This is a genomic window from Streptomyces deserti (assembly GCF_054782695.1).
In genome coordinates, this window is record NZ_BAAGRZ010000018.1 from 1 (window position 1) to 19,464 (window position 19,464).

Genomic DNA, 19,464 nt, shown 5'->3' on the forward strand with positions numbered 1-19,464 from the left:
ACCCGATTCCCAGTCGGCGGGATTCGCCTTTCGGCTGCCTTTCCAGGTTCCCGCTTCCGCGTTTCCCTTTCCGGCGCATCCGACTTTATCAGAGGTTCTGAGTCGGAATTACCGCCCCCTTCGGGGACTGGATCCGGCGCACGAGGTGGCCGGGTTCCCGGTTGGGCGGAGCTGTAAACGTACTGGAGCGGGGCGCCTCGATGCAAATCGAGGCGCCCCGCTCCCAGTTGGCGCGGACGACGGTCCGACGGTCCGACGGTCCGACGGACCGTCAGACCTCCACCACCACAGGCAGGATCATCGGCCTGCGCCGGTACGTGTCCGAGACCCACTTGCCGAGGGTCCTCCTCACCAGCTGCTGGAGCTGGTGGGGTTCGACGATGCCCTCCTGGGCGGAGCGTTCGAGGGACTCCGTGATCTTGGGGATCACGTCGCCGAAGACCGAGTCCTCGATGCCCGAGCCGCGGGCCTGGATGTGCGGGCCGCCGGTGATCTTGCCGGTGGACGAGTCGATGACCACAAAGACCGAGATGATGCCCTCGTCGCCGAGGATCTTGCGGTCCTTGAGGGCCGGCTCGCCCACGTCGCCGACCGAGAGGCCGTCGACGTAGACGTATCCCGCCTGGACCTTGCCGGAGATCTTGGCCTTGCCCTCGACGAGGTCGACGGCCACGCCGTCCTCGGCGATGACGATGCGGTCGTGCGGGACGCCGGTGAGGGCGCCCAGCTCGGCGTTGGCACGGAGGTGGCGCCATTCGCCGTGCACCGGCATCAGGTTCTTCGGACGGCAGATGTTGTAGAAGTACAGCAGCTCGCCGGCCGAGGCGTGGCCCGAGACGTGAACCTTGGCGTTGCCCTTGTGGATGACGTTCGCGCCCCAGCGGGTCAGGCCGTTGATCACGCGGTAGACCGCGTTCTCGTTTCCGGGGATGAGTGAGGACGCCAGGATCACCGTGTCGCCCTCGACGATGCGGATCTGGTGGTCCCGGTTGGCCATGCGGGACAGGGCCGCCATGGGTTCGCCCTGGGAGCCCGTGCAGACCAGGACCACCTCGCTGTCCGGGAGGTCGTCCAGGGTCTTGACGTCCACGACCAGGCCCGGCGGGACCTTGAGGTAGCCGAGGTCCCTGGCAATGCCCATGTTGCGGACCATGGAGCGGCCGACGAAGGCGACCCGGCGGCCGTACTCGTACGCCGCGTCCAGGATCTGCTGGATGCGGTGGACGTGGCTGGCGAAGCTCGCCACGATGATCCGCTTGCGGGCGCCGGCGAAGACCTGGCGCAGGACGTTGGAGATGTCCCGCTCGTGCGGGGTGAAGCCGGGGACCTCGGCGTTCGTGGAGTCGGAGAGGAGGAGGTCGATGCCCTCCTCGCTCAGGCGTGCGAACGCGTGGAGGTCCGTCAGGCGGTTGTCCAGCGGGAGCTGGTCCATCTTGAAGTCGCCGGTGTGGACCACCATGCCCGCGGGGGTGCGGATGGCGACGGCCAGGGCGTCGGGGATGGAGTGGTTGACCGCGACGAACTCGCAGTCGAAGGGGCCGATGCGCTCGCGGTGCCCCTCCGCCACCTGGAGGGTGTAGGGGCGGATGCGGTGCTCCTGGAGCTTGGCCTCGATGAGGGCGAGGGTCAGCTTGGAGCCGATCAGCGGGATGTCCGGCTTCTCGCGCAGGAGGTAGGGGACGCCGCCGATGTGGTCCTCGTGGCCGTGGGTGAGGACGATGCCCTCGATGTCGTCGAGGCGGTCCCGGATGGACGAGAAGTCCGGCAGGATCAGGTCGATTCCGGGCTGCTCCTCCTCGGGGAAGAGCACTCCGCAGTCGACGATCAGCAGGCGGCCGCCGTATTCGAAGACCGTCATGTTCCGGCCGATCTCGCCGAGGCCGCCGAGCGGGGTGACCCGCAGGCCGCCTTCGGGGAGCGGCGGGGGTGCGCTGAGTTCAGGATGCGGATGACTCAAAAGACTCTCCTCACCACACGCGCCACGTACCGGTAGGGCACGTGGCGCGCATGACGTTCGTGCAGAAGCAGTTGTCGTTGTGGGGTGCAGGCACCGGTGGCCTGCTTATTCAGTTGTGGAGTCTGCGTGCGCGTGCGGTCGCGCGAAGTCTGTTGTCAGAGCTGTACCCCGCCTGCGGCAAGATCGATCTTGAGTTGTTCGATCTCTTCCGGCGTGCACTCCACCATGGGGGCGCGCAGGGGACCGGCGGGCAGGCCCTTGAGGGCGAGCGCGGCCTTCGTGGTCATCACGCCCTGGGTGCGGAACATGCCCGTGTAGACCGGGAGGAGCTTCTGGTGGATCTCGGTCGCCTTCTGGACGTCGCCCGAGGTGTACGCCTCGACCAGGGCGCGCAGCTCGGGGGTGACCAGGTGGCCGACGACCGAGACGAAGCCGACCGCCCCCACGGAGAGCAGGGGCAGGTTCAGCATGTCGTCGCCGGAGTACCAGGCGAGGCCGGAGCGGGCGATGGCCCAGCTGGCGCGGCCGAGGTCGCCCTTGGCGTCCTTGTTGGCGACGATCCGGGGGTGCTCGGCGAGGCGGACGAGCGTCTCCGTGTTGATCGGCACGCCGCTGCGGCCCGGGATGTCGTAGAGCATGACCGGCAGCTCGGTGGCGTCGGCGATGGCCGTGAAGTGCCGGTACAGGCCCTCCTGCGGGGGCTTGTTGTAGTACGGCGTGACGACGAGCAGGCCGTGTGCGCCGGTGCGCTCCGCCGCCCGGGCCAGTTCGATGCTGTGGTGGGTGTCGTTCGTACCGACACCGGCGACCACATGGGCGCGGTCGCCGACCGCCTCCAGGACCGCTCGTACGAGATCCGATTTCTCCGCGTCACTGGTGGTGGGCGACTCGCCGGTGGTGCCGTTGATGACCAGGCCGTCGTTGCCTGCGTCCACCAGGTGCGTGGCGAGCCGCTGCGCGCCGTCGAGGTCGAGTGCGCCGTCCGCCGTGAAGGGCGTGACCATGGCGGTGAGGACCCGCCCGAAGGGGGTCTGCGGAGTGGAGGTCGGAGCCATGGGTTACACGCTACTCGTTGCTCAGGACCGGGTCTGCCCTCGGGGCAGGCGACAAGTCGCGACAAAGGGGGAGCCCGGCACTGCCTGCTCGGGGGTTCAAGCAGTGCCGGACCCGTTTGATCAGGCTAGATGAACTTCGCCAAATGCCGCAATACGGACACTTCGCGCGACTGATGCGCACATCTGTGCCCTGCTGGGGAACGGAGGTGCGTTACGGCGCCACACGGCCGTTCGCGTTGAAGGCGGCGTAAGTGAGCGGCATGAGCTTGGCCCACTCCGCTTCCATCTGCTCGCCGACCATCTCGATCTCCCGCTGCGGGAAGGACGGGACCTTGGCCAGCTCGTGCTGGGTGCGCAGGCCGAGGAAGTGCATCAGCGAGCGGGCGTTGCAGGTGGCGTACATGGAGGAGAACAGGCCGACGGGGAGGACCGAGCGGGCGACCTCGCGGGCGACGCCGGCGGCGAGCATCTGGCGGTACGTCCGGTAGGCCTGGCGGTACGTCTCCTCCATGGCGTCGCTCACGAGTGTGTGCTGCTCGGGGGTGCCTTCGACGAACTCGTACTTGCCCGGCCGGCCCTGCTGCACCAGCTTGCGGGATGCGTCCGGCACGTAGAAGACGGGCTGCAGCTCGCGGTAGCGGCCCGACTCCTCGTTGTACGAGTTGTGCACGACAATCCCGTCCGCGAGGAAGTTGTGCCAGGGACCTTCGACGGAGAGGTCGTACGTCATCTCCTCGCCGTCGTCCTCAATGGTGACGATCACGTCCGGAACGGCCTGTGCGACCGTGCCGCCGCGCCGGGCCAGCGCCTGTTCTCCGGCGCTCTTGGCAGCGTGGCAGGGCTCGCAGGCGGGGGCGAGGTTCTTCTCGTCGAGAGCCTGGACCAGATCGCGCGCGACGGGGATCACATGGTCAAGGGCGAGCTGGTCGCGAGGGAGGTCGCGCCCGCAGAGATGGCAGGCGTCGATCTCCTTGATCAGCCGCTCGCGCTGCATGGCGGTCCATACGCCGATGCCCCGTCGCAGGCTGGGCGGGACGAGGGCCTGGGAGGGGCGCGGGCCTGTGCCCGCGGCCATGACCGCGTCCCCGACAGCGAGTTCGCCCGCCTTGCACCAGCCCTCCGGGGTGAACACGGCGTGATCGACCGTGCACCGGAGCACCTTCCCGGAGGCCGTGGTGATCTTGATCAGGGACTTCACGCCGGACTGGATCACGTCGACGATCCTGGCCCGCTGGGCGAGGAGCGTCTCCTCGTCGTAGCAGCGCACGTGGTTGCGGCGCACCGATTCGAGCTTGGGCAGACGCGTGCTGGGGTGCTGCTCGCGGAATTCCACAACGGCGGACTCGGCCGCCTCCCGGTTGTGGTAGAGGCCGAGATGGTGGTTGGTCTCGCCGCTGCGGACCTGGGCCATCCACTTGCCGGCACCGCGGTGCCAGCTCACACCGCCCGCCGAGTGCGGGAGCCGGTCCTCGACGCCCGCGTGCCAGAGCTCGTACAGCTCGGCGATGGTGCGTCGACGGAGGTTGCCCGCTTCGCTCTCGAGTGTGATCTCGGTGTCGCCGGCGAGGCACCAGCCCACGCGGTGACGCATGAACTCGCGGAAGACGAAGATCGGGGCGCTGATGAAGAACGTCATCGAGTTGTGCTCGAACGGGCTGCCGTGCCGGTCCCGCATGAGGAAGTTGATCAGGCCCTTCGAGCGCTCCGGGTCCTTCTTGAGCTCGTCCAGGGACTGCTCCCCGAGGGTCGACACACGGGCCGCGAACAGCACGTCGGAGTCGCTCGCGCTGTGCTTCACCAGTTCAACGGTGACGTCACTGCGGAGGTCGATCTTGAAGTCGTCGGGGGTCTCGGTCACGGTTCGCAGGGCCTTCCCATCTCGTCTCTTGGCGACGCCACTCTACGGCCCCCCTCTCCGCGGCCCACCGAACGGGGCTTTTGTGCCGCGCCGCTATGAAGTCGGTGAAACAGGGCACCTCTGGGGGAGTTCGTTCGTCTCTACGGATGACAGTGATCCGTACTACCCCGAAGGGAGCTGCACCCCCGATGTTCGGTCGGCGCGAACCCGTACCGTTCGCCTTCCTCGCCGAAGCCGACAGGTTCCGCAGCAATGTCACTCCCCCGCCCCGTGAGCGGGCGTCCGCCGGTCAGATGGCCGGGCGCTGGCTGCTGGGCCTCACCATCGTCACCGGCCTCGTGGGTTCCCTGGTGCTCGGGATGCCCGCGCTGTCCCTCGATCACTCGGCGACGCAGACCCAGCAGTCACAGGCGTCCGACAACCGTTGAGCCGTCACAGGGCCAGGGGCTGACTCCACCGGACCCCCGAGGGTGGTGACCGGGGACACAGGTCCATTAACCTCACCGGGCACAGCCCACGTATGGATCGAGTGAGGACCAGTCGTGCCCCTGCCCTTCCTGACGGCCGACCGCGCTTTCGAGGGAGCGGACGATGTCCCGCTGCCGTACCACGACCGGGACCGCTGGCGGCGTCCGTACCGTCCCGGGCCGTGGCGCGTGGGGGCGTCCGCGCTTGCGCTGCTGCTCGCCTCGTTCGTGCTCTTCGCGGCGGTGATCATCGCGGCGACGGCCTCGGTGTCCTCTGCCGGAGTGGTCTTCGGTATCGCGCTGGCCGTCATCGCCGGTGCCCTGCGGCTGCTGCGCATGGGTGTGTGGGTGAGTGCCCAGGGGCTGCGTCATGTGGGGTTCTTCAGCACGCGTACGGCGCCCTGGGAGCAGGTGGTCTCCGTGCGCACAGTGCAGCAACCGGTGCGCTTGCTCGGGCTGCCGCGGGCGGTGCAGGGGCAGGCGCTGCTTCTCGTACGGCAGGGGCGTGCGGCGGACGCCGTGCCGCCGCTGCTGACCTCGCACAGCGCGGACTTCCTCGCGCGTCCGGAGGCGTTCGACCGGGCGGCCGACACGATCGAGGCGTGGGCCGCGGAGAACAGGCCGGGCGCCGCAGTGGTCCGCGGCTGAACCCGGGGAATTCCGAGAGCGGCACGAAGGGGCCGGTCCGCACTCGCCGCGGACCGGCCCCTTCGGCGTGACCGCCGTACGCCTCAGACCTCGGCGTGCTTGCCGTCGTGCAGGGCGATGGCGCGTTGCATCGCCTTGCGGGCGCGGGGGGTGTCGCGGGCGTCGTGGTAGGCGATGGCGAGGCGGAACCAGGTGCGCCAGTCGTCGGGGGCCGCCTCGGTCTCGGCCTTGCGTTTGGCGAAGACCTCGTCGGCCGAGTCCCGGTCGATGCGGCCGCTGGGGGTGCGCTTCAGCTCGTCGACGGGCAGGCCGCCCTCGGCGTCGAGCTCGGCGGCGAGCTGGTTGGCCCTGCGGACGAACTGGGTGTTCTTCCACAGGAACCACACGCCGATCACTGGCAGGATCAGCACAGCTAGGCCGAAGGTGACGGTGAGGGGCGTGCCGGCTTCGATGAGCAGGACGCCGCGGCTGCCGACCAGGACGAAGTAGACGACCAGGACGGCGGCCGTGAGGGCGTAGGAGATCTTCGCGCGCATGACGGTCAGGGGCTCAGCTCAGGTCCAGGAAGTGTTCCAGGCCGAAGGTGAGGCCCGGGGTGGTCACCACCCGGCGAGCGCCCAGCAGGATGCCCGGCATGAAGCTGCTGTGGTGGAGGGAGTCGTGGCGGATGGTGAGGGTCTCGCCCTCGCCGCCGAGCAGCACCTCCTGGTGGGCGAGCAGGCCGCGCAGGCGGACGGCGTGGACGGGGATGCCGTCGACCCTGGCTCCGCGCGCGCCGTCCAGGGCCGTCACGGTGGCGTCCGGGGCCGGGGCGGAGCCGGCGGTGCGGCGGGCCTCGGCGATGAGCTGGGCGGTGCGCGTGGCGGTGCCGGACGGGGCGTCGACCTTGTTCGGGTGGTGCAGTTCGACGACCTCGACGGACTCGAAGTACGGGGCGGCGATCTGCGCGAACTTCATCGTCAGGACCGCGCCGATGGAGAAGTTCGGCGCGATCAGGACGCCCGTCTCCGGGGACTGGGCGAGCCAGCTCTTCAGCTGCGCGAGGCGGTCGTCGGTCCAGCCCGTCGTACCGACGACCGCGTGGATGCCGTGGCGTACGCAGAAGTCGAGGTTGCCCATGACCGAGGCGGGCGTGGTCAGCTCGACGGCGACCTGGGCGCCGGTCTCGGCGAGACTCTCGAGCTTGTCGCCCCGGCTGAGGGCGGCGACCAGTTCCATGTCGTCGGCGGCTTGGACGGCTCGTACCGCCTCCGAGCCGATCCGGCCCTTGGCGCCGAGGACCGCCACGCGCAGCTTGCTCATCTGTTGTGCTTCCTTACCGGAGGGGATTAGGCGACGGCGTCGTTCAGCCGGGACGCCTGCTTGTCCTTCAGCGGGCCGATGACCGACAGGGAGGGCCGCCGTCCCAGGATCTCGCGGGCGACCGAGCGGACGTCGTCCGGGGTGACCGAGGCTATCCGGGCCAGCATGTCGTCGACGGACATCTGCTCGCCCCAGCACAGCTCGCTCTTGCCGATACGGTTCATCAGCGCGCCCGTGTCCTCCAGGCCGAGGACCGTGGAGCCCTGGAGCTGGCCGATGGCCCGCCCGATCTCGTCGTCGGAGAGGCCGTGCTCGGCGACGTGGTCGAGCTCGTCGCGGCAGATCTTCAGCACGTCGTGCACCTGCGACGGCCTGCAGCCCGCGTACACGCCGAACAGGCCGCAGTCGGCGAAGCCGGAGGTGTACGAGTACACGCTGTAGGCCAGGCCGCGCTTCTCTCGGACCTCCTGGAAGAGGCGGGAGGACATGCCGCCGCCGAGGGCCGTGTTCAGCACGCCGAGGGCCCAGCGGCGCTCGTCCGTGCGGGACAGGCCCGGCATGCCGAGGACGACGTGCGCCTGTTCGGTCTTGCGGTCGATGAGATCGACGCGGCCCGCGGTGCGGATGGTGCGGCTGCCGCTGCGCGGGGTGACGGGCTCGGCGCCGAGGTCCCGGAAGGCGTCCGCCCTCTCGAAGGCCGCGCGGACCTGGCGTACGACCTTGCCGTGGTCGACGTTGCCGGCGCAGGCGACCACGAGGTGGGTCGGGTCGTAGTGCTTCTTGTAGAAGCGGCGGATGCGGTCGGCCGTGAGGGCGTTGACCGTGTCGACCGTGCCGAGGACCGGGCGGCCGAGGGGGTTGTCGCCGAACATCGTGTGCGCGAACAGGTCGTGCACGCAGTCGCCCGGGTCGTCCTCGGTCATCGCGATCTCTTCGAGGATGGCGCCCCGCTCGACATTGACGTCCTCTTCGAGGATGAGGGAGTCGGTCAGCATGTCGCAGACGACGTCGATGGCGAGCGGCAGGTCGGTGTCGAGCACGCGCGCGTAGTAGCACGTGTACTCCTTCGCCGTGAACGCGTTCATCTCGCCGCCGACGGCGTCGATGGCGGAGGAGATGTCCAGGGCCGACCTGCGGTTCGTTCCCTTGAAGAGCAGGTGTTCCAGGTAGTGCGTGGCGCCGTTCAGGGACGGGGTCTCGTCGCGGGAGCCGACGTGCGCCCAGATGCCGAAGGTGGCGGAGCGGACCGAGGGCAGCGTTTCGGTGACGATGCGCAGGCCACCGGGGAGGGTGGTCTTGCGGACGGTGCCGATGCCGTTGGTGCCTTTGATGAGGGTTTGGGTACGGGCGACGGCCCGCGCCTCCGAAGAGGTGCGGGCCGTCGCCTTCGAGCCGGGGGACGTCACTGGTCGGCGTCGTCCTTCTTCTCGTCGGAGGAGCCTTCCTCGCCCTCGATCACCGGAACGAGGGAGAGCTTGCCGCGGGAGTCGATCTCGGCGATCTCGACCTGGACCTTGGCGCCCACGCCGAGCACGTCCTCGACGTTCTCCACGCGCTTGCCGCCGGCCAGCTTGCGGATCTGCGAGATGTGCAGCAGACCGTCCTTGCCGGGCAGCAGGGAGACGAACGCACCGAAGGTGGTCGTCTTCACGACCGTGCCGAGGTAGCGCTCGCCGACCTCCGGCATGGTCGGGTTGGCGATCGAGTTGATCGCCGTACGGGCGGCCTCGGCGGACGGGCCGTCGACGGCGCCGATGTAGATGGTGCCGTCGTCCTCGATGGTGATGTCCGCGCCGGTGTCCTCCTGGATCTGGTTGATCATCTTGCCCTTGGGGCCGATGACCTCGCCGATCTTGTCCACGGGGATCTTGACGGTGATGATCCGCGGGGCGTTGGGGGACATCTCGTCCGGCGTGTCGATCGCTTCCATCATCACGTCGAGGATGTGGAGGCGGGCGTCGCGGGCCTGCTTGAGGGCGGCGGCCAGGACGGAGGCCGGGATGCCGTCCAGCTTGGTGTCGAGCTGGAGGGCGGTCACGAACTCCTTGGTGCCGGCGACCTTGAAGTCCATGTCGCCGAAGGCGTCCTCCGCACCGAGGATGTCGGTGAGGGTGACGTAATGCGTCTCGCCCTCGATCTCCTGGGAGATCAGGCCCATGGCGATACCGGCGACCGGGGCCTTCAGCGGCACACCGGCGTTCAGCAGCGACATGGTGGAGGCGCACACCGAGCCCATGGACGTCGAGCCGTTGGAGCCGAGGGCCTCGGACACCTGGCGGATCGCGTACGGGAACTCCTCGCGCGTCGGCAGGACCGGGATCAGGGCGCGCTCGGCGAGGGCGCCGTGGCCGATCTCGCGGCGCTTCGGGGAGCCGACGCGGCCGGTCTCGCCGGTGGAGTACGGCGGGAAGTTGTAGTTGTGCATGTAGCGCTTGCGGGTCACCGGGGAGAGGGTGTCCAGCTGCTGCTCCATGCGGAGCATGTTCAGCGTGGTGACGCCCAGGATCTGGGTCTCACCGCGCTCGAACAGGGCCGAACCGTGGACCCGCGGGATCGCCTCGACCTCGGCGGCCAGGGTGCGGATGTCGGTGAGTCCGCGGCCGTCGATGCGCTTCTTCTCCTTGATCACGCGCTCGCGGACCAGCTGCTTGGTGAGCGAGCGGTACGCGGCGGAGATCTCCTTCTCGCGGCCCTCGAACTCCGGCAGGAGCTTCTCGGCGGCGAGCTGCTTGACGCGGTCCAGCTCCGCCTCGCGCTCCTGCTTGCCGGCGATGGTGAGCGCCTGGGCGAGCTCGGGCTTGACGGCGGCGGTCAGCGCCTCGAACACGTCGTCCTGGTAGTCCAGGAAGATCGGGAACTCGCCGGTCGGCTTGGCGGCCTTGGAGGCCAGGTCCGCCTGGGCCCTGCAGAGCACCTTGATGAAGGGCTTCGCGGCGTCCAGACCGGCGGCGACGATCTCCTCGGTGGGCGCCTCGGCGCCGCCCTCGATCAGCTTGATGGTCTTCTCGGTGGCCTCGGCCTCGACCATCATGATCGCGACGTCGCCGTCCTCCAGGACACGGCCCGCGACGACCATGTCGAAGACGGCGTCCTCGAGCTCGGTGTGCGTCGGGAAGGCCACCCACTGGCCGCGGATCAGCGCGACGCGGACGCCGCCGATCGGGCCGGAGAAGGGCAGGCCGGCCAGCTGCGTGGACGCGGAGGCCGCGTTGATCGCGACGACGTCGTACAGGTGGTCGGGGTTGAGCGCCATGATCGTGGCGACGACCTGGATCTCGTTGCGCAGGCCCTTCTTGAAGGACGGGCGCAGCGGGCGGTCGATGAGGCGGCAGGTGAGGATCGCGTCCTCGGAGGGCCGGCCCTCACGGCGGAAGAAGCTGCCGGGGATCTTGCCGGCGGCGTACATCCGCTCCTCGACGTCGACCGTCAGCGGGAAGAAGTCGAGCTGTTCCTTGGGCTGCTTGGAGGCGGTGGTGGCCGACAGCACCATGGTGTCGTCGTCCAGGTACGCCACGGCGGAGCCGGCGGCCTGCTTGGCCAGTCGGCCCGTCTCGAAACGGATGGTGCGGGTGCCGAAGGCGCCGTTGTCGATGACGGCCTCGGCGTAGTGGGTCTCGTTCTCCACTAGCGTTTTCTCCTCGTCTTCGTCCCTCCTTGCCCGTGTGGCAGGGGGACGGTGGCGGAGAAGCGCTCCGTCTGGTGCGGGCCGGTCTTCGATCGAAGCACCCGGGGCTCGTTGCCCGGGGGCCACTACCGAGGACCGGCGGCGGCGAGGTGCGCTTCTCCTCGTTACTTTTTGTCGTCGTGACGGTCGTCAGGATGACGGTCGTCGGGTGACGGCCGTCCTGGGGACGGTCGTGTTGACGTTCGTTGTGACGACGTACCCGGTACCGGACCGGGTCATCACGCTGAGTCGTACCTATTGCGTTGTGCTACCACACTACAAAGGGGCAGTGACACTCCGCACGTACAGCAAAGGGAGCGGCCCCCTTTCCCCAGGGAACCGCTCCCTTCACGGCGTCTTACTTGGCGCCCGCCGCGCCGCGGCGGATGCCGAGGCGGTCGACCAGCGTACGGAAGCGCTGGATGTCCTTCTTGGCGAGGTACTGCAGCAGGCGGCGGCGCTGACCGACCAGGATCAGCAGACCACGGCGGGAGTGGTGGTCGTGCTTGTGGGTCTTGAGGTGCTCGGTCAGGTCGGAGATCCGACGGGACAGCAGAGCGACCTGGACCTCGGGGGAGCCGGTGTCACCCTCCTTGGTACCGAACTCGGAGATGATCTGCTTCTTCGTAGCGGCGTCGAGCGACACGCGTACTCCTCATAGTCTGTGAGTGGCCACCGAGTGCCCCCGGTCTTCTTCTCGGGGGATCTTCCGTGACTCGGAAGGCGGGGATCCGCTGGGCGCGGCCTCCAGAGCGGTGGGCTCCGGGGGTGCGTACACAAACGGCCGTCACTCAGGGTACCAGCCCCGCCGGATGCGATGGTCCGGGGGCTGGTGCGGGCCTCGGCCGACGCTCGTCGGTGCCGACCGCGACCACGTCCCATTCCCCGCCTCGCCCTCGGCGGCGAGGTCGTACGCCACGACGTCGTTCGCCGTCGTCATGTACAGCCGGCCCATTCCCACGACCATCCTGTCGCAGCCCTCGACCACGGCGCTGAAGACCCTGTCACAGGCGAAGAGCTGGTGGTCGGCATACCAGTCTGATCGTCGCCCGGGCCTTGCCGCCCTCTGCAGAGAGGTCAGGTCGGTGATCGATATCCGTCGGCGGCGACGGCGATGACAGCGGCGACGCGGAGACGAGGAGGACGCCCTCGATGCTCGGGGCCACTTTGCAGTCCACTGCGTCTTCCCGGTGCGCGGGGCGATCCGCTGCGCCCGGAACGTCGGTGACGCCCGTATCCATGGAGACCTGCTCTCCGAAGGCGCCGATCCGGAGGCCTGCGACACGGTTGCCGAATCCCTCGGCGAGGATCGTGTCTGTCGGCCACGTGCCCATCGCCGGAACCTTCTGGCCTACGGTGCGGATCGTCTCGGTGCAGTAGACCGTTCCGTTCTCCTCCGGGGACTTCGAGCGGGTCTCGGCCATCTCCCGGATGTCGTCCGGGTGATGCGTATGAGCAAACCTCTGACCAGCGAGAACGGCGGCAAGTAGGGTAGCTGCACAGCTCGTTGGAACAGACAGAAGGGGCCGAGCCACGATGGCCGAAGCCGAGGACAGGGAACTCAAGGCACGCAAGGAGCGCGAGAGGGACGAGCTGTACGCACTCGACATCTCGGGCGTGGAATGGCACTGCGCGCCCGGTACGGAGGAGCACGAGGAGCGGGTCGAGATCGCCTACCTTCCCGGCGGCGCCGTGGCCATGCGGTCCTCCCTCGATCCGGACACCGTGCTGCGCTATACGGAGGCCGAGTGGCGGGCGTTCGTGCTGGGCGCGCGGGATGGGGAGTTCGATCTGGAGCCGGCGCCGCACAACGGTGGGATGGCATCGGAGTGAGGCGTTGACGGGCGGCACGTATACGTGCCGCCCGTCAACCCGTCAACCCGTCAGCGCGCGGCCGGAGGTTACGGCGATCCGTTGCCGGTCATCGACCGGGCAGCCGCGTACACGTCGCGCCGGTACTCCGCCGACGGGTTCAGGGCGAGCCCGAGACCGAGGAAGACGAGGCAGGCCAGGCCGGCGGCGAGCGTGGCCGCCACCCGAGCCGTGTAGCGGAACGGCTGGGCGGTTCCTCTTCGCCGTGGGGCAAAACCCAGAAGTTACGCAGCCGACGGACGCAGAGATCGGGCGTGATGGGTACCCCGCGTCGGATGGACTAGCGGGTCGGGCCCTTGACCCCTCACGGGACGGTCGGGCCGAGTTCGACGGCGTGCGACGATCGAAGCGTTCCCCTGGTGACCATTTCGCGCTATTGAGTTCTGAATGTTCACATCCCTTGCCGCTGCGGGCGGCGTGAACGGCTGGTGCCGAGAGGTGGACGGGGCTGCCGGGGCAGGGCTTGTGGTGATTAGGCTGGGACTGGGCGCGACGTCAGACCCGTGGACCGGGCGTCGGCGCCTCAGGGGGAGAGCGGGGGAAGCCGGTGGATCGGACGACCTCGAACGCCTTCGGACTTATTCGAAGCACTTCGGACGACAAGCAAGGGTCGCCCCAGCACGGCATGAGGGTGCTCGACCACACCAGGAGGAACTGTGAGCAGCGAGCGGGACGGGAACCGCGGGGGCTGGGCGACACCCGGCGATGACCAGCCCGACGCGGAGTCCGCAGTAGAGACGACGGGCGAGTTCACCATCGACTACGCGCCGCCTGCGTGGTACACGCAGAACGCGTCGGGGAGTTCGGGGGCCGGGGCGGGGGGTTCTGGTGCGTCCGGGAGCTCTGGGGGTGCCTCGGATGGGGGGGCGGCCTCGGGCGGTTCCTCTTCGTCTTGCTCCCCCTCCTCTTCCTCCCCCTCCTCCGCTTCGCGTGCCTCTTCCCCGTCTTCTTCGGGTGCGCCCATGCCCCCGCTGCCGGGGCTGACTCCGCCGCCGCACGCGACCGGCGCCGGGGGGCCGAGCGCCATTCCGGCTCCGGCGCCCGGGGCACCGTTCACGCCGTCGGCGCCCGCGCCCGCTCCTGACGCTCCGTTCACGCCGCCCGCGCCCGCTCCTGACGCTCCGTTCACGCCGCCCGCGCCCGCTCCTGGCGCCCCCTTCACGCCGCCCGCGCCAGCGCCCGGGCCGGTTGCGCCTTTCACGCCGCCCGCGCCGCCCGTGGGGAGCCCGGTCGCCGTGCCCAAGCTTCCGGTGGGGAGCGGGTTCGAGCCGCAGCAGCCGCAGTCGGAGGAGCGGACCGAGGCGCCTGCGGCGGATCCGGCCTCTCCCACGGCCGTGCCGAACATCCCGGTCGGCGGGTTCCAGGCGCAGTGGACGCAGCCGGCTCCGACTGCTTCCGAGGAGGCCGAGTCCGGTAACGGGGATCTGGAGAGCGGCGCCACCATGCGCTTCTCCTCCGCCGCCCTGAAGCGGGAGATCGCGGAGCGTGCCGCCGCGGTCGAGGCGCGGCTGGAGTCCGTGGACGGCAAGGACGACGACGAAAACAACGACGACGACAAGGACGACAAGGACGCCCGGTCCGCTGTCGGCGAGGCCGGGCAGGACGCAGGGGTCACGGCAGGTGGTGCCCGTGAGCCCCAGGGCGTCGGCGGTGACGCCGAGGGTGCGGTAGCCGATGCCGCCGGCGATGCTGCCGATACTGCTGATACCGCTGGTGTTGATACGGCTGATGGGGTCGGCGACTCCGACGTGAGCGCCGTGTCCGGCTCCGCTGAGGCGGAGGGCGATGGCGCCGCCCCCGGCGCGGACGATGCCTCCGGCGTCAGCGACGCCGATGCCTCCCAGGACGCCGAGCCCGCGGACGCGGAGCTCGCGGTGACCGGGCCGGAGGACGCCGCACCGGCGGAGCCCGAGGACGCCGCGCCTCAGGACGCCGCGCCTCAGAACGCCATTACTCAGGACGCCGTTACTCAGGATGCCGAGGCCGAGGCAGACGCCCAGGAGGGCGCCGAGCCGCAGGACGCGGTGCCCGCGGACGTGGCGCCCGCTACGCCCGAGCCCGCTGACGCGGAGCCCGCCGACGCGGCTCCCTCGGACGCCGCGACCGCCGACGCCGCGCCTCACGACAGCGCACCCCAGGACGCCGTCCCGAACGGCCCGTCGGACGCCCCGCCGCCCGCCTGGACTCCCCCGGCGCCGCAGGGTGGCCTGCCGCCGTTGCCGCCGACGTACCAGCCGGCCGCGCCGGCGCCCGCGGGCCAGTGGCCCGCCCAGCCGCAGCAGCAGCCCCAGCCCTCCGCGCAGCCGACGGACCCGAACGCTCCGGCTCAGCCGCAGCCGGCGGCCGCGCAGGGCCACCCGACGGCACCTGCCCAGCCGTCGGTACCGCCCCAGCAGCAGCCGTTCCAGCCCCAGGCGCCGCAGTCCGCGCCCGCCGCGTGGAACCCGGCGGCCGTACCGACGCCGCCGAACCAGGCGCCGGCCCAGCCCGCACCGCAGCCCGGCTACGGCTTCCCCCACCCCGGCGCTCCGGCCCCGGCGGCGCAGCAGCCCCCGGCCCAGCAGCCGGACGGCACGCCTGCGCCCATGCCGAACCCGCAGGGCGGCTACGGCTTCCCGCAGGCGGGAGCCCAGACCCCTGCCGCACCCCACGCCCAGGGCGGCTACGGCTTCCCGCAGCCCGGCGCACCGACTCCGCCCGCACCCAACGCCCAAGGCGGTTACGGTTTCCCGCAGCCGCCGGCACAGCAGGCAGAGGCACAGGCACAGGCACAGCCGCAGAGCCAGCCGCAGTACGGCGTCCCGCAGCCAGGGCAGCCGCAGCACGACGTCCCGCAGCCAGGGCAGCCGCAGCACGACGGCCAGGCCCCGTCGGCCGCTCCGCAGGGCGCACCGCAGGGATTGGCCCAGCCCACCCATCCTGGCCAGGCTCCCCAGCAGCCGCAGGCCGGACCACCACAGGCATCCCCGCACGCCCCCCAGCAGCCGCAGCCCGGACAGCCGCAGCCCCCGAACCAGCCCCCGCAGCCCGGCTACGGCTACCCCCAGCCCGGCCAAGCCCCGCAGCCGGGACAGCCCGGACAGGCCCCGCAGCCCGGCCAACCGCACCCCCCGGTCGACCCCCGCGCCGGTGCCGCCTGGCCGCAGCCCATGCAGCACGACCAGCGGCAGCCGACCAACCCCGGTGCCGCGCCGCTCGGTTACACCGCGGCCGTGGAGCTGTCGTCCGACCGGCTGCTCAACAGCAAGAAGCAGAAGGCGAAGAGCAGCCGTCCGGCGGCCGGTGGTGGCCGGTTCAAGCTGGGCGGCAAGAAGGAGGAGGCCGCGCGGCAGCGGAAGCTGGAGCTGATCCGTACGCCGGTGCTGTCCTGCTACCGGATCGCCGTGATCAGCCTCAAGGGCGGGGTCGGCAAGACGACCACGACCACCGCTCTCGGTTCCACGCTGGCCAGTGAGCGGCAGGACAAGATCCTCGCGATCGACGCCAACCCGGACGCCGGTACGCTGGGCCGCCGCGTGCGCCGCGAGACCGGGGCCACCATCCGTGACCTCGTCCAGGCGATCCCGTACCTCAACTCGTACATGGACATCCGGCGGTTCACGTCCCAGGCGCCGTCCGGGCTCGAGATCATCGCCAACGACGTCGACCCGGCCGTGTCCACGACCTTCAACGACGAGGACTACCGGCGCGCGATCGACGTGCTCGGCAAGCAGTACCCGATCATCCTGACCGACTCGGGTACCGGTCTGCTCTACAGCGCCATGCGCGGTGTGCTGGACCTCGCCGACCAGCTCATCATCATCTCCACCCCGTCCGTGGACGGTGCGTCCAGCGCCAGTACGACGCTCGACTGGCTGTCCGCGCACGGGTACGCCGACCTCGTCTCGCGCTCCATCACCGTCATCTCGGGGGTCCGCGAGACCGGGAAGATGATCAAGGTCGAGGACATCGTGGCGCACTTCGAGACCCGCTGCCGCGGGGTGATCGTGGTGCCGTTCGACGAGCATCTGGCCGCCGGTGCCGAGGTCGACCTCGACATGATGCGGCCGAAGGTGCGGGAGGCGTACTTCAACCTCGCGGCGATGGTCGCCGAGGACTTCGTCCGTCACCAGCAGATGCACGGCCTGTGGACCTCCGACGGCAACCCGCCGCCGGTGGCCGCCCCGCCGCTGCCGGGCCAGCCCCTCCCGGGCCAGCAGCCGATGCCCGGCCATCAGGTCCCGGGCCAGCCGGGCCCGTATCCGCAGCAGCCGCAGCCGCAGCCGCAGCCCGGTCAGCCGTACGCCCCCGGCCAGCCCTACGCCCAGCCGGGACAGCCGTACCCGCAGCCGGGACAACCGGGGCAGCAGCCGTACCCCCAGCCCGGCCAGCCCCCGGCAGGCCCCCCGCAGCCGGGCTACGGCTACCCGCAGCCGGGCGGCCAGACCCCGCCGCCTCAGCCGCCCGCTCAGGCCTGAAGCCGTCCCCCTGTCACCCGATCGGCCCCTTTCGAGGGGCCGATCCCCTTCCCGGCCCGCGCCGATCCCCTCGGCGCGGGCTTTTCGTGTCCGGGGAGGCTCCGAACGGCGAAACCCGTCGTCAGGCCCTGGCCAGGAGGGCGTCAGTGGTCTCGACCAATGGTCGAAAAACCCTCGTCAATTCGTTATTTCCGCAGGCCACAAGGGGTTCACGCGCCGTTGACGCGTGCAGACGGCCGCTGATAGACACACTCATCATCCATCTGACACCTGATCAACCGTCCTTCCCGTGCGAGCGATGACGCGAGGTCACCGAGCCATGGACACACCCGATCAGACCCGTAACCCTGCGCGCGGCGTGCGGCTCGCCGCAGCGGCCGGCGCGGCCGCGCTCTCCCTCACCGCCTCCCTCGCGACTCCGCTCAACCCGGCGCCGCCGCAGGCCCGGGCGGCCGACGACGGCAAGAAGGTGCTGACCGTCGCGGTGGCGCAGAGCGTCGACTCGCTCAGCCCGTTCCTCGCGGTCCGGCTGCTCAGTACGAGCATTCACCGGCTCACGTACGAGTACCTGACCAACTACGACCCCAAGGACAACCACGTCGTCCCGGGTCTGGCCACCCGGTGGCAGTCGTCGCCGGACAAGTTGACCTGGACGTACACGATCCGCTCGGACTCCACGTGGTCGGACGGGAAGCAGGTCAGCGCCGAGGACGCGGCCTGGACGTTCAACACGATGATGACCGACGACGGCGCTGCCACCGCCAACGGCAGCTTCGTCGCCAACTTCCGGAAGGTGACGGCCCCCAGCCCCACCAAGCTGGTCATCGAGCTGAAGAAGCCCCAGGCCACGATGACCGCCCTGGACGTGCCGATCGTGCCCAAGCACGTGTGGGAGAAGGTCACCGACTTCTCGAAGTTCAACAACGACAAGAGCTTCCCCGTCGTCGGCAACGGGCCGTTCATCCTCACCGGATACAAGCCCGACAGCTACGTACGCCTCAAGGCCAACAAGGACTTCTGGCGCGGCGCCCCGAAGTTCGACGAGCTGGTCTTCCGCTACTACAAGGACCAGGACGCGGCGGTGTCGGCCCTGCGCAAGGGCGAGGTCTCCTTCGTCGCCGGGTCGCCGACCCTGACACCCGCTCAGGCCGCCTCGCTGAAGGGCGAGAAGAACATCCACGTCAACGACGCCCCCGGCCGGCGCTTCTACGCCCTGGCCACCAACCCGGGCGCCCGGGCGAAGAACGGCCAGAAGTTCGGCGACGGGCACCCCTCCCTGCTGGACCAGCGGGTGCGGCACGCCCTGTTCATGGCGGTCGACCGCAAGGCCATCGTCGACAAGGTGTTCCAGGGCCACGCGGTCGAGGGCCAGGGCTACATCCCGCCGCGCTTCTCGCAGTACTTCTGGAAGCCCTCCCCGAGCCAGGAACTGGCGTACGACCCGGCGCAGGCGGCCCGGCTCCTCGATCAGGCGGGCTACAGGAAGAACGGCGACGGCAGGCGGGTCGGCAAGGACGGCAAGCCGATCACCTACCGCGTGCTGTGCCACGCCACCGACCCGAACGACAAGGCGGTCGGCAAGTACCTCCAGGAGTGGTGGGGCGAGCTCGGCATCGGGGTCACCCTCAACTGCCTGGACAACGTGACCGATCCGTGGCTCGCCGGGAAGTACGACCTCGCCTTCGACGGCTGGTCCGTCAACCCCGACCCCGACTTCGTGCTGTCCATCCACACCTGCGCGGCGCTCCCGGCGACCCCGAAGGACACGGGCGCCACCGACAACTTCATCTGCGACAAGCGGTACGACGAGCTCTACGCGCAGCAGCTCGCCGAGTACGACCCCGCGAAACGGGCCGAGATCGTCAAGCGGCTGGAGTCGCGGCTGTACGACCTCGGGTACATGAACGTCATGGCGTATCCGAACGCGGTCGAGGCCTACCGCACGGACCAGATCGAGTCGATCACCACCATGCCGGCGAAGGCGGGCAACATCTACGGCCAGGACGGCTACTGGAGCTGGTGGTCGGCGGTGCCGGCCGACTCCGGTGACTCCTCCGGCGGTTCGTCGTCGACGGGAGTCGTCGTCGGCATCGTCGCGGCGGTCGTCGTCCTCGCGGGGCTCGGGGCGTTCGTGGCGATGCGCCGGCGGGCCACCGCCGAGGACCGTGAGTAGGCGATCGGATC

At 70.0% G+C, this 19,464-nt stretch carries 14 protein-coding genes and 4 pseudogenes; 6 read left to right on the forward strand and 12 right to left on the reverse strand.

Annotated elements, in window-relative coordinates; all coding sequences use genetic code 11:
- Positions 1-271: 271 nt before the first annotated feature.
- The 5 genes and pseudogenes from ACYVMZ_RS25850 to ACYVMZ_RS25870 all read right to left on the reverse strand — a co-directional run.
- Positions 272-1,957 carry a ribonuclease J gene (locus ACYVMZ_RS25850; RefSeq protein WP_461083628.1) on the reverse strand — a complete coding sequence of 562 codons (1,686 nt, stop codon included), beginning with the start codon at positions 1,955-1,957 and terminating at the stop codon, positions 272-274.
- Positions 1,958-2,112: 155 nt separating this feature from the next.
- A complete protein-coding gene (gene dapA, locus ACYVMZ_RS25855) occupies positions 2,113-3,012 on the reverse strand; it encodes a 4-hydroxy-tetrahydrodipicolinate synthase (RefSeq protein ID WP_461083630.1) in 900 nt (299 codons plus the stop codon).
- A 211-nt stretch (positions 3,013-3,223) separates the two neighbouring features.
- Positions 3,224-3,673 (reverse strand): annotated as a pseudogene (gene thyX / locus ACYVMZ_RS25860) (FAD-dependent thymidylate synthase); the annotation flags it as partial.
- Between the two features lie 3 nt (positions 3,674-3,676).
- Positions 3,677-4,603: pseudogene (locus ACYVMZ_RS25865) on the reverse strand (HNH endonuclease); the annotation flags it as partial.
- Positions 4,583-4,870 (reverse strand): annotated as a pseudogene (locus tag ACYVMZ_RS25870) (FAD-dependent thymidylate synthase); the annotation flags it as partial. The pseudogenes ACYVMZ_RS25865 and ACYVMZ_RS25870, both read right to left, overlap by 21 nt.
- A 188-nt stretch (positions 4,871-5,058) precedes the next feature.
- Here ACYVMZ_RS25870 and ACYVMZ_RS25875 point away from each other — a divergent pair.
- Positions 5,059-5,298: a hypothetical protein gene (locus ACYVMZ_RS25875; protein WP_461083632.1), complete on the forward strand. Its 240-nt coding sequence runs from the start codon at positions 5,059-5,061 to the stop codon at positions 5,296-5,298.
- A 114-nt stretch (positions 5,299-5,412) separates the two neighbouring features.
- A complete protein-coding gene (locus ACYVMZ_RS25880; RefSeq protein WP_461083634.1) occupies positions 5,413-5,985 on the forward strand; it encodes a PH domain-containing protein in 573 nt (190 codons plus the stop codon).
- A gap of 83 nt (positions 5,986-6,068) precedes the next feature.
- Here ACYVMZ_RS25880 and ACYVMZ_RS25885 read toward each other — a convergent pair whose 3' ends face one another.
- The 6 genes from ACYVMZ_RS25885 to ACYVMZ_RS25910 form a co-directional block, all read right to left on the reverse strand.
- Positions 6,069-6,521 carry a tetratricopeptide repeat protein gene (locus ACYVMZ_RS25885; protein WP_461083636.1) on the reverse strand — a complete coding sequence of 151 codons (453 nt, stop codon included), beginning with the start codon at positions 6,519-6,521 and terminating at the stop codon, positions 6,069-6,071.
- Positions 6,522-6,534: 13 nt separating this feature from the next.
- Positions 6,535-7,287, reverse strand: a complete 753-nt coding sequence (dapB, locus tag ACYVMZ_RS25890; protein ID WP_461083638.1) for a 4-hydroxy-tetrahydrodipicolinate reductase — start codon at positions 7,285-7,287, stop codon at positions 6,535-6,537.
- Positions 7,288-7,313: 26 nt separating this feature from the next.
- The gene (locus tag ACYVMZ_RS25895; RefSeq protein ID WP_461083640.1) at positions 7,314-8,693 is read right to left on the reverse strand and encodes a M16 family metallopeptidase; all 1,380 of its coding nucleotides are present in this window, start codon (positions 8,691-8,693) and stop codon (positions 7,314-7,316) included.
- Positions 8,690-10,912 carry a polyribonucleotide nucleotidyltransferase gene (locus ACYVMZ_RS25900; RefSeq protein ID WP_461083642.1) on the reverse strand — a complete coding sequence of 741 codons (2,223 nt, stop codon included), beginning with the start codon at positions 10,910-10,912 and terminating at the stop codon, positions 8,690-8,692. The genes ACYVMZ_RS25895 and ACYVMZ_RS25900 overlap by 4 nt, the downstream gene beginning before the upstream one ends.
- A 397-nt stretch (positions 10,913-11,309) precedes the next feature.
- Positions 11,310-11,597, reverse strand: a complete 288-nt coding sequence (gene rpsO, locus ACYVMZ_RS25905; protein WP_023546329.1) for a 30S ribosomal protein S15 — start codon at positions 11,595-11,597, stop codon at positions 11,310-11,312.
- Positions 11,598-11,955: 358 nt separating this feature from the next.
- Positions 11,956-12,375, reverse strand: a complete 420-nt coding sequence (locus tag ACYVMZ_RS25910) for a hypothetical protein (protein ID WP_461083645.1) — start codon at positions 12,373-12,375, stop codon at positions 11,956-11,958.
- A 112-nt stretch (positions 12,376-12,487) separates the two neighbouring features.
- Between ACYVMZ_RS25910 and ACYVMZ_RS25915 the strand changes: the two genes are divergently transcribed.
- Positions 12,488-12,784 (forward strand): DUF397 domain-containing protein, encoded by a 297-nt coding sequence (locus tag ACYVMZ_RS25915; RefSeq protein WP_461083647.1) that lies wholly within the window; start codon positions 12,488-12,490, stop codon positions 12,782-12,784.
- A gap of 68 nt (positions 12,785-12,852) precedes the next feature.
- Here the strand turns inward: ACYVMZ_RS25915 and ACYVMZ_RS25920 are convergent, their stop codons facing one another.
- A complete protein-coding gene (locus ACYVMZ_RS25920; RefSeq protein WP_461083649.1) occupies positions 12,853-12,987 on the reverse strand; it encodes a hypothetical protein in 135 nt (44 codons plus the stop codon).
- Between the two features lie 492 nt (positions 12,988-13,479).
- Between ACYVMZ_RS25920 and ACYVMZ_RS25925 the strand changes: the two are divergent.
- From ACYVMZ_RS25925 to ACYVMZ_RS25935, 3 genes and pseudogenes are all read left to right on the forward strand, one after another.
- Positions 13,480-13,560, forward strand: a pseudogene (locus ACYVMZ_RS25925) (hypothetical protein); the annotation flags it as partial.
- Between the two features lie 705 nt (positions 13,561-14,265).
- Entirely contained in the window at positions 14,266-17,280 is a 3,015-nt protein-coding gene (locus tag ACYVMZ_RS25930) for a MinD/ParA family ATP-binding protein (RefSeq protein WP_461083850.1), read from the forward strand.
- Positions 17,281-17,599: 319 nt separating this feature from the next.
- A complete protein-coding gene (locus tag ACYVMZ_RS25935) occupies positions 17,600-19,453 on the forward strand; it encodes an ABC transporter substrate-binding protein (RefSeq protein ID WP_461083651.1) in 1,854 nt (617 codons plus the stop codon).
- Positions 19,454-19,464: the final 11 nt, after the last annotated feature.

What these genes read in the sequence shown, in the direction of transcription:
- dapA (WP_461083630.1), bottom strand. Translation starts at nt 3,012, where the DNA reads ATGGCTCCGACCTCCACTCCGCAGACCCCCTTCGGGCGGGTCCTCACC.
- ACYVMZ_RS25875 (WP_461083632.1), top strand. Translation starts at nt 5,059, where the DNA reads ATGTTCGGTCGGCGCGAACCCGTACCGTTCGCCTTCCTCGCCGAAGCC.
- ACYVMZ_RS25885 (WP_461083636.1), bottom strand. Translation starts at nt 6,521, where the DNA reads ATGCGCGCGAAGATCTCCTACGCCCTCACGGCCGCCGTCCTGGTCGTC.
- dapB (WP_461083638.1), bottom strand. Translation starts at nt 7,287, where the DNA reads ATGAGCAAGCTGCGCGTGGCGGTCCTCGGCGCCAAGGGCCGGATCGGC.
- ACYVMZ_RS25910 (WP_461083645.1), bottom strand. Translation starts at nt 12,375, where the DNA reads ATGGCCGAGACCCGCTCGAAGTCCCCGGAGGAGAACGGAACGGTCTAC.
- ACYVMZ_RS25915 (WP_461083647.1), top strand. Translation starts at nt 12,488, where the DNA reads ATGGCCGAAGCCGAGGACAGGGAACTCAAGGCACGCAAGGAGCGCGAG.
- ACYVMZ_RS25930 (WP_461083850.1), top strand. Translation starts at nt 14,266, where the DNA reads ATGCGCTTCTCCTCCGCCGCCCTGAAGCGGGAGATCGCGGAGCGTGCC.
- ACYVMZ_RS25935 (WP_461083651.1), top strand. Translation starts at nt 17,600, where the DNA reads ATGGACACACCCGATCAGACCCGTAACCCTGCGCGCGGCGTGCGGCTC.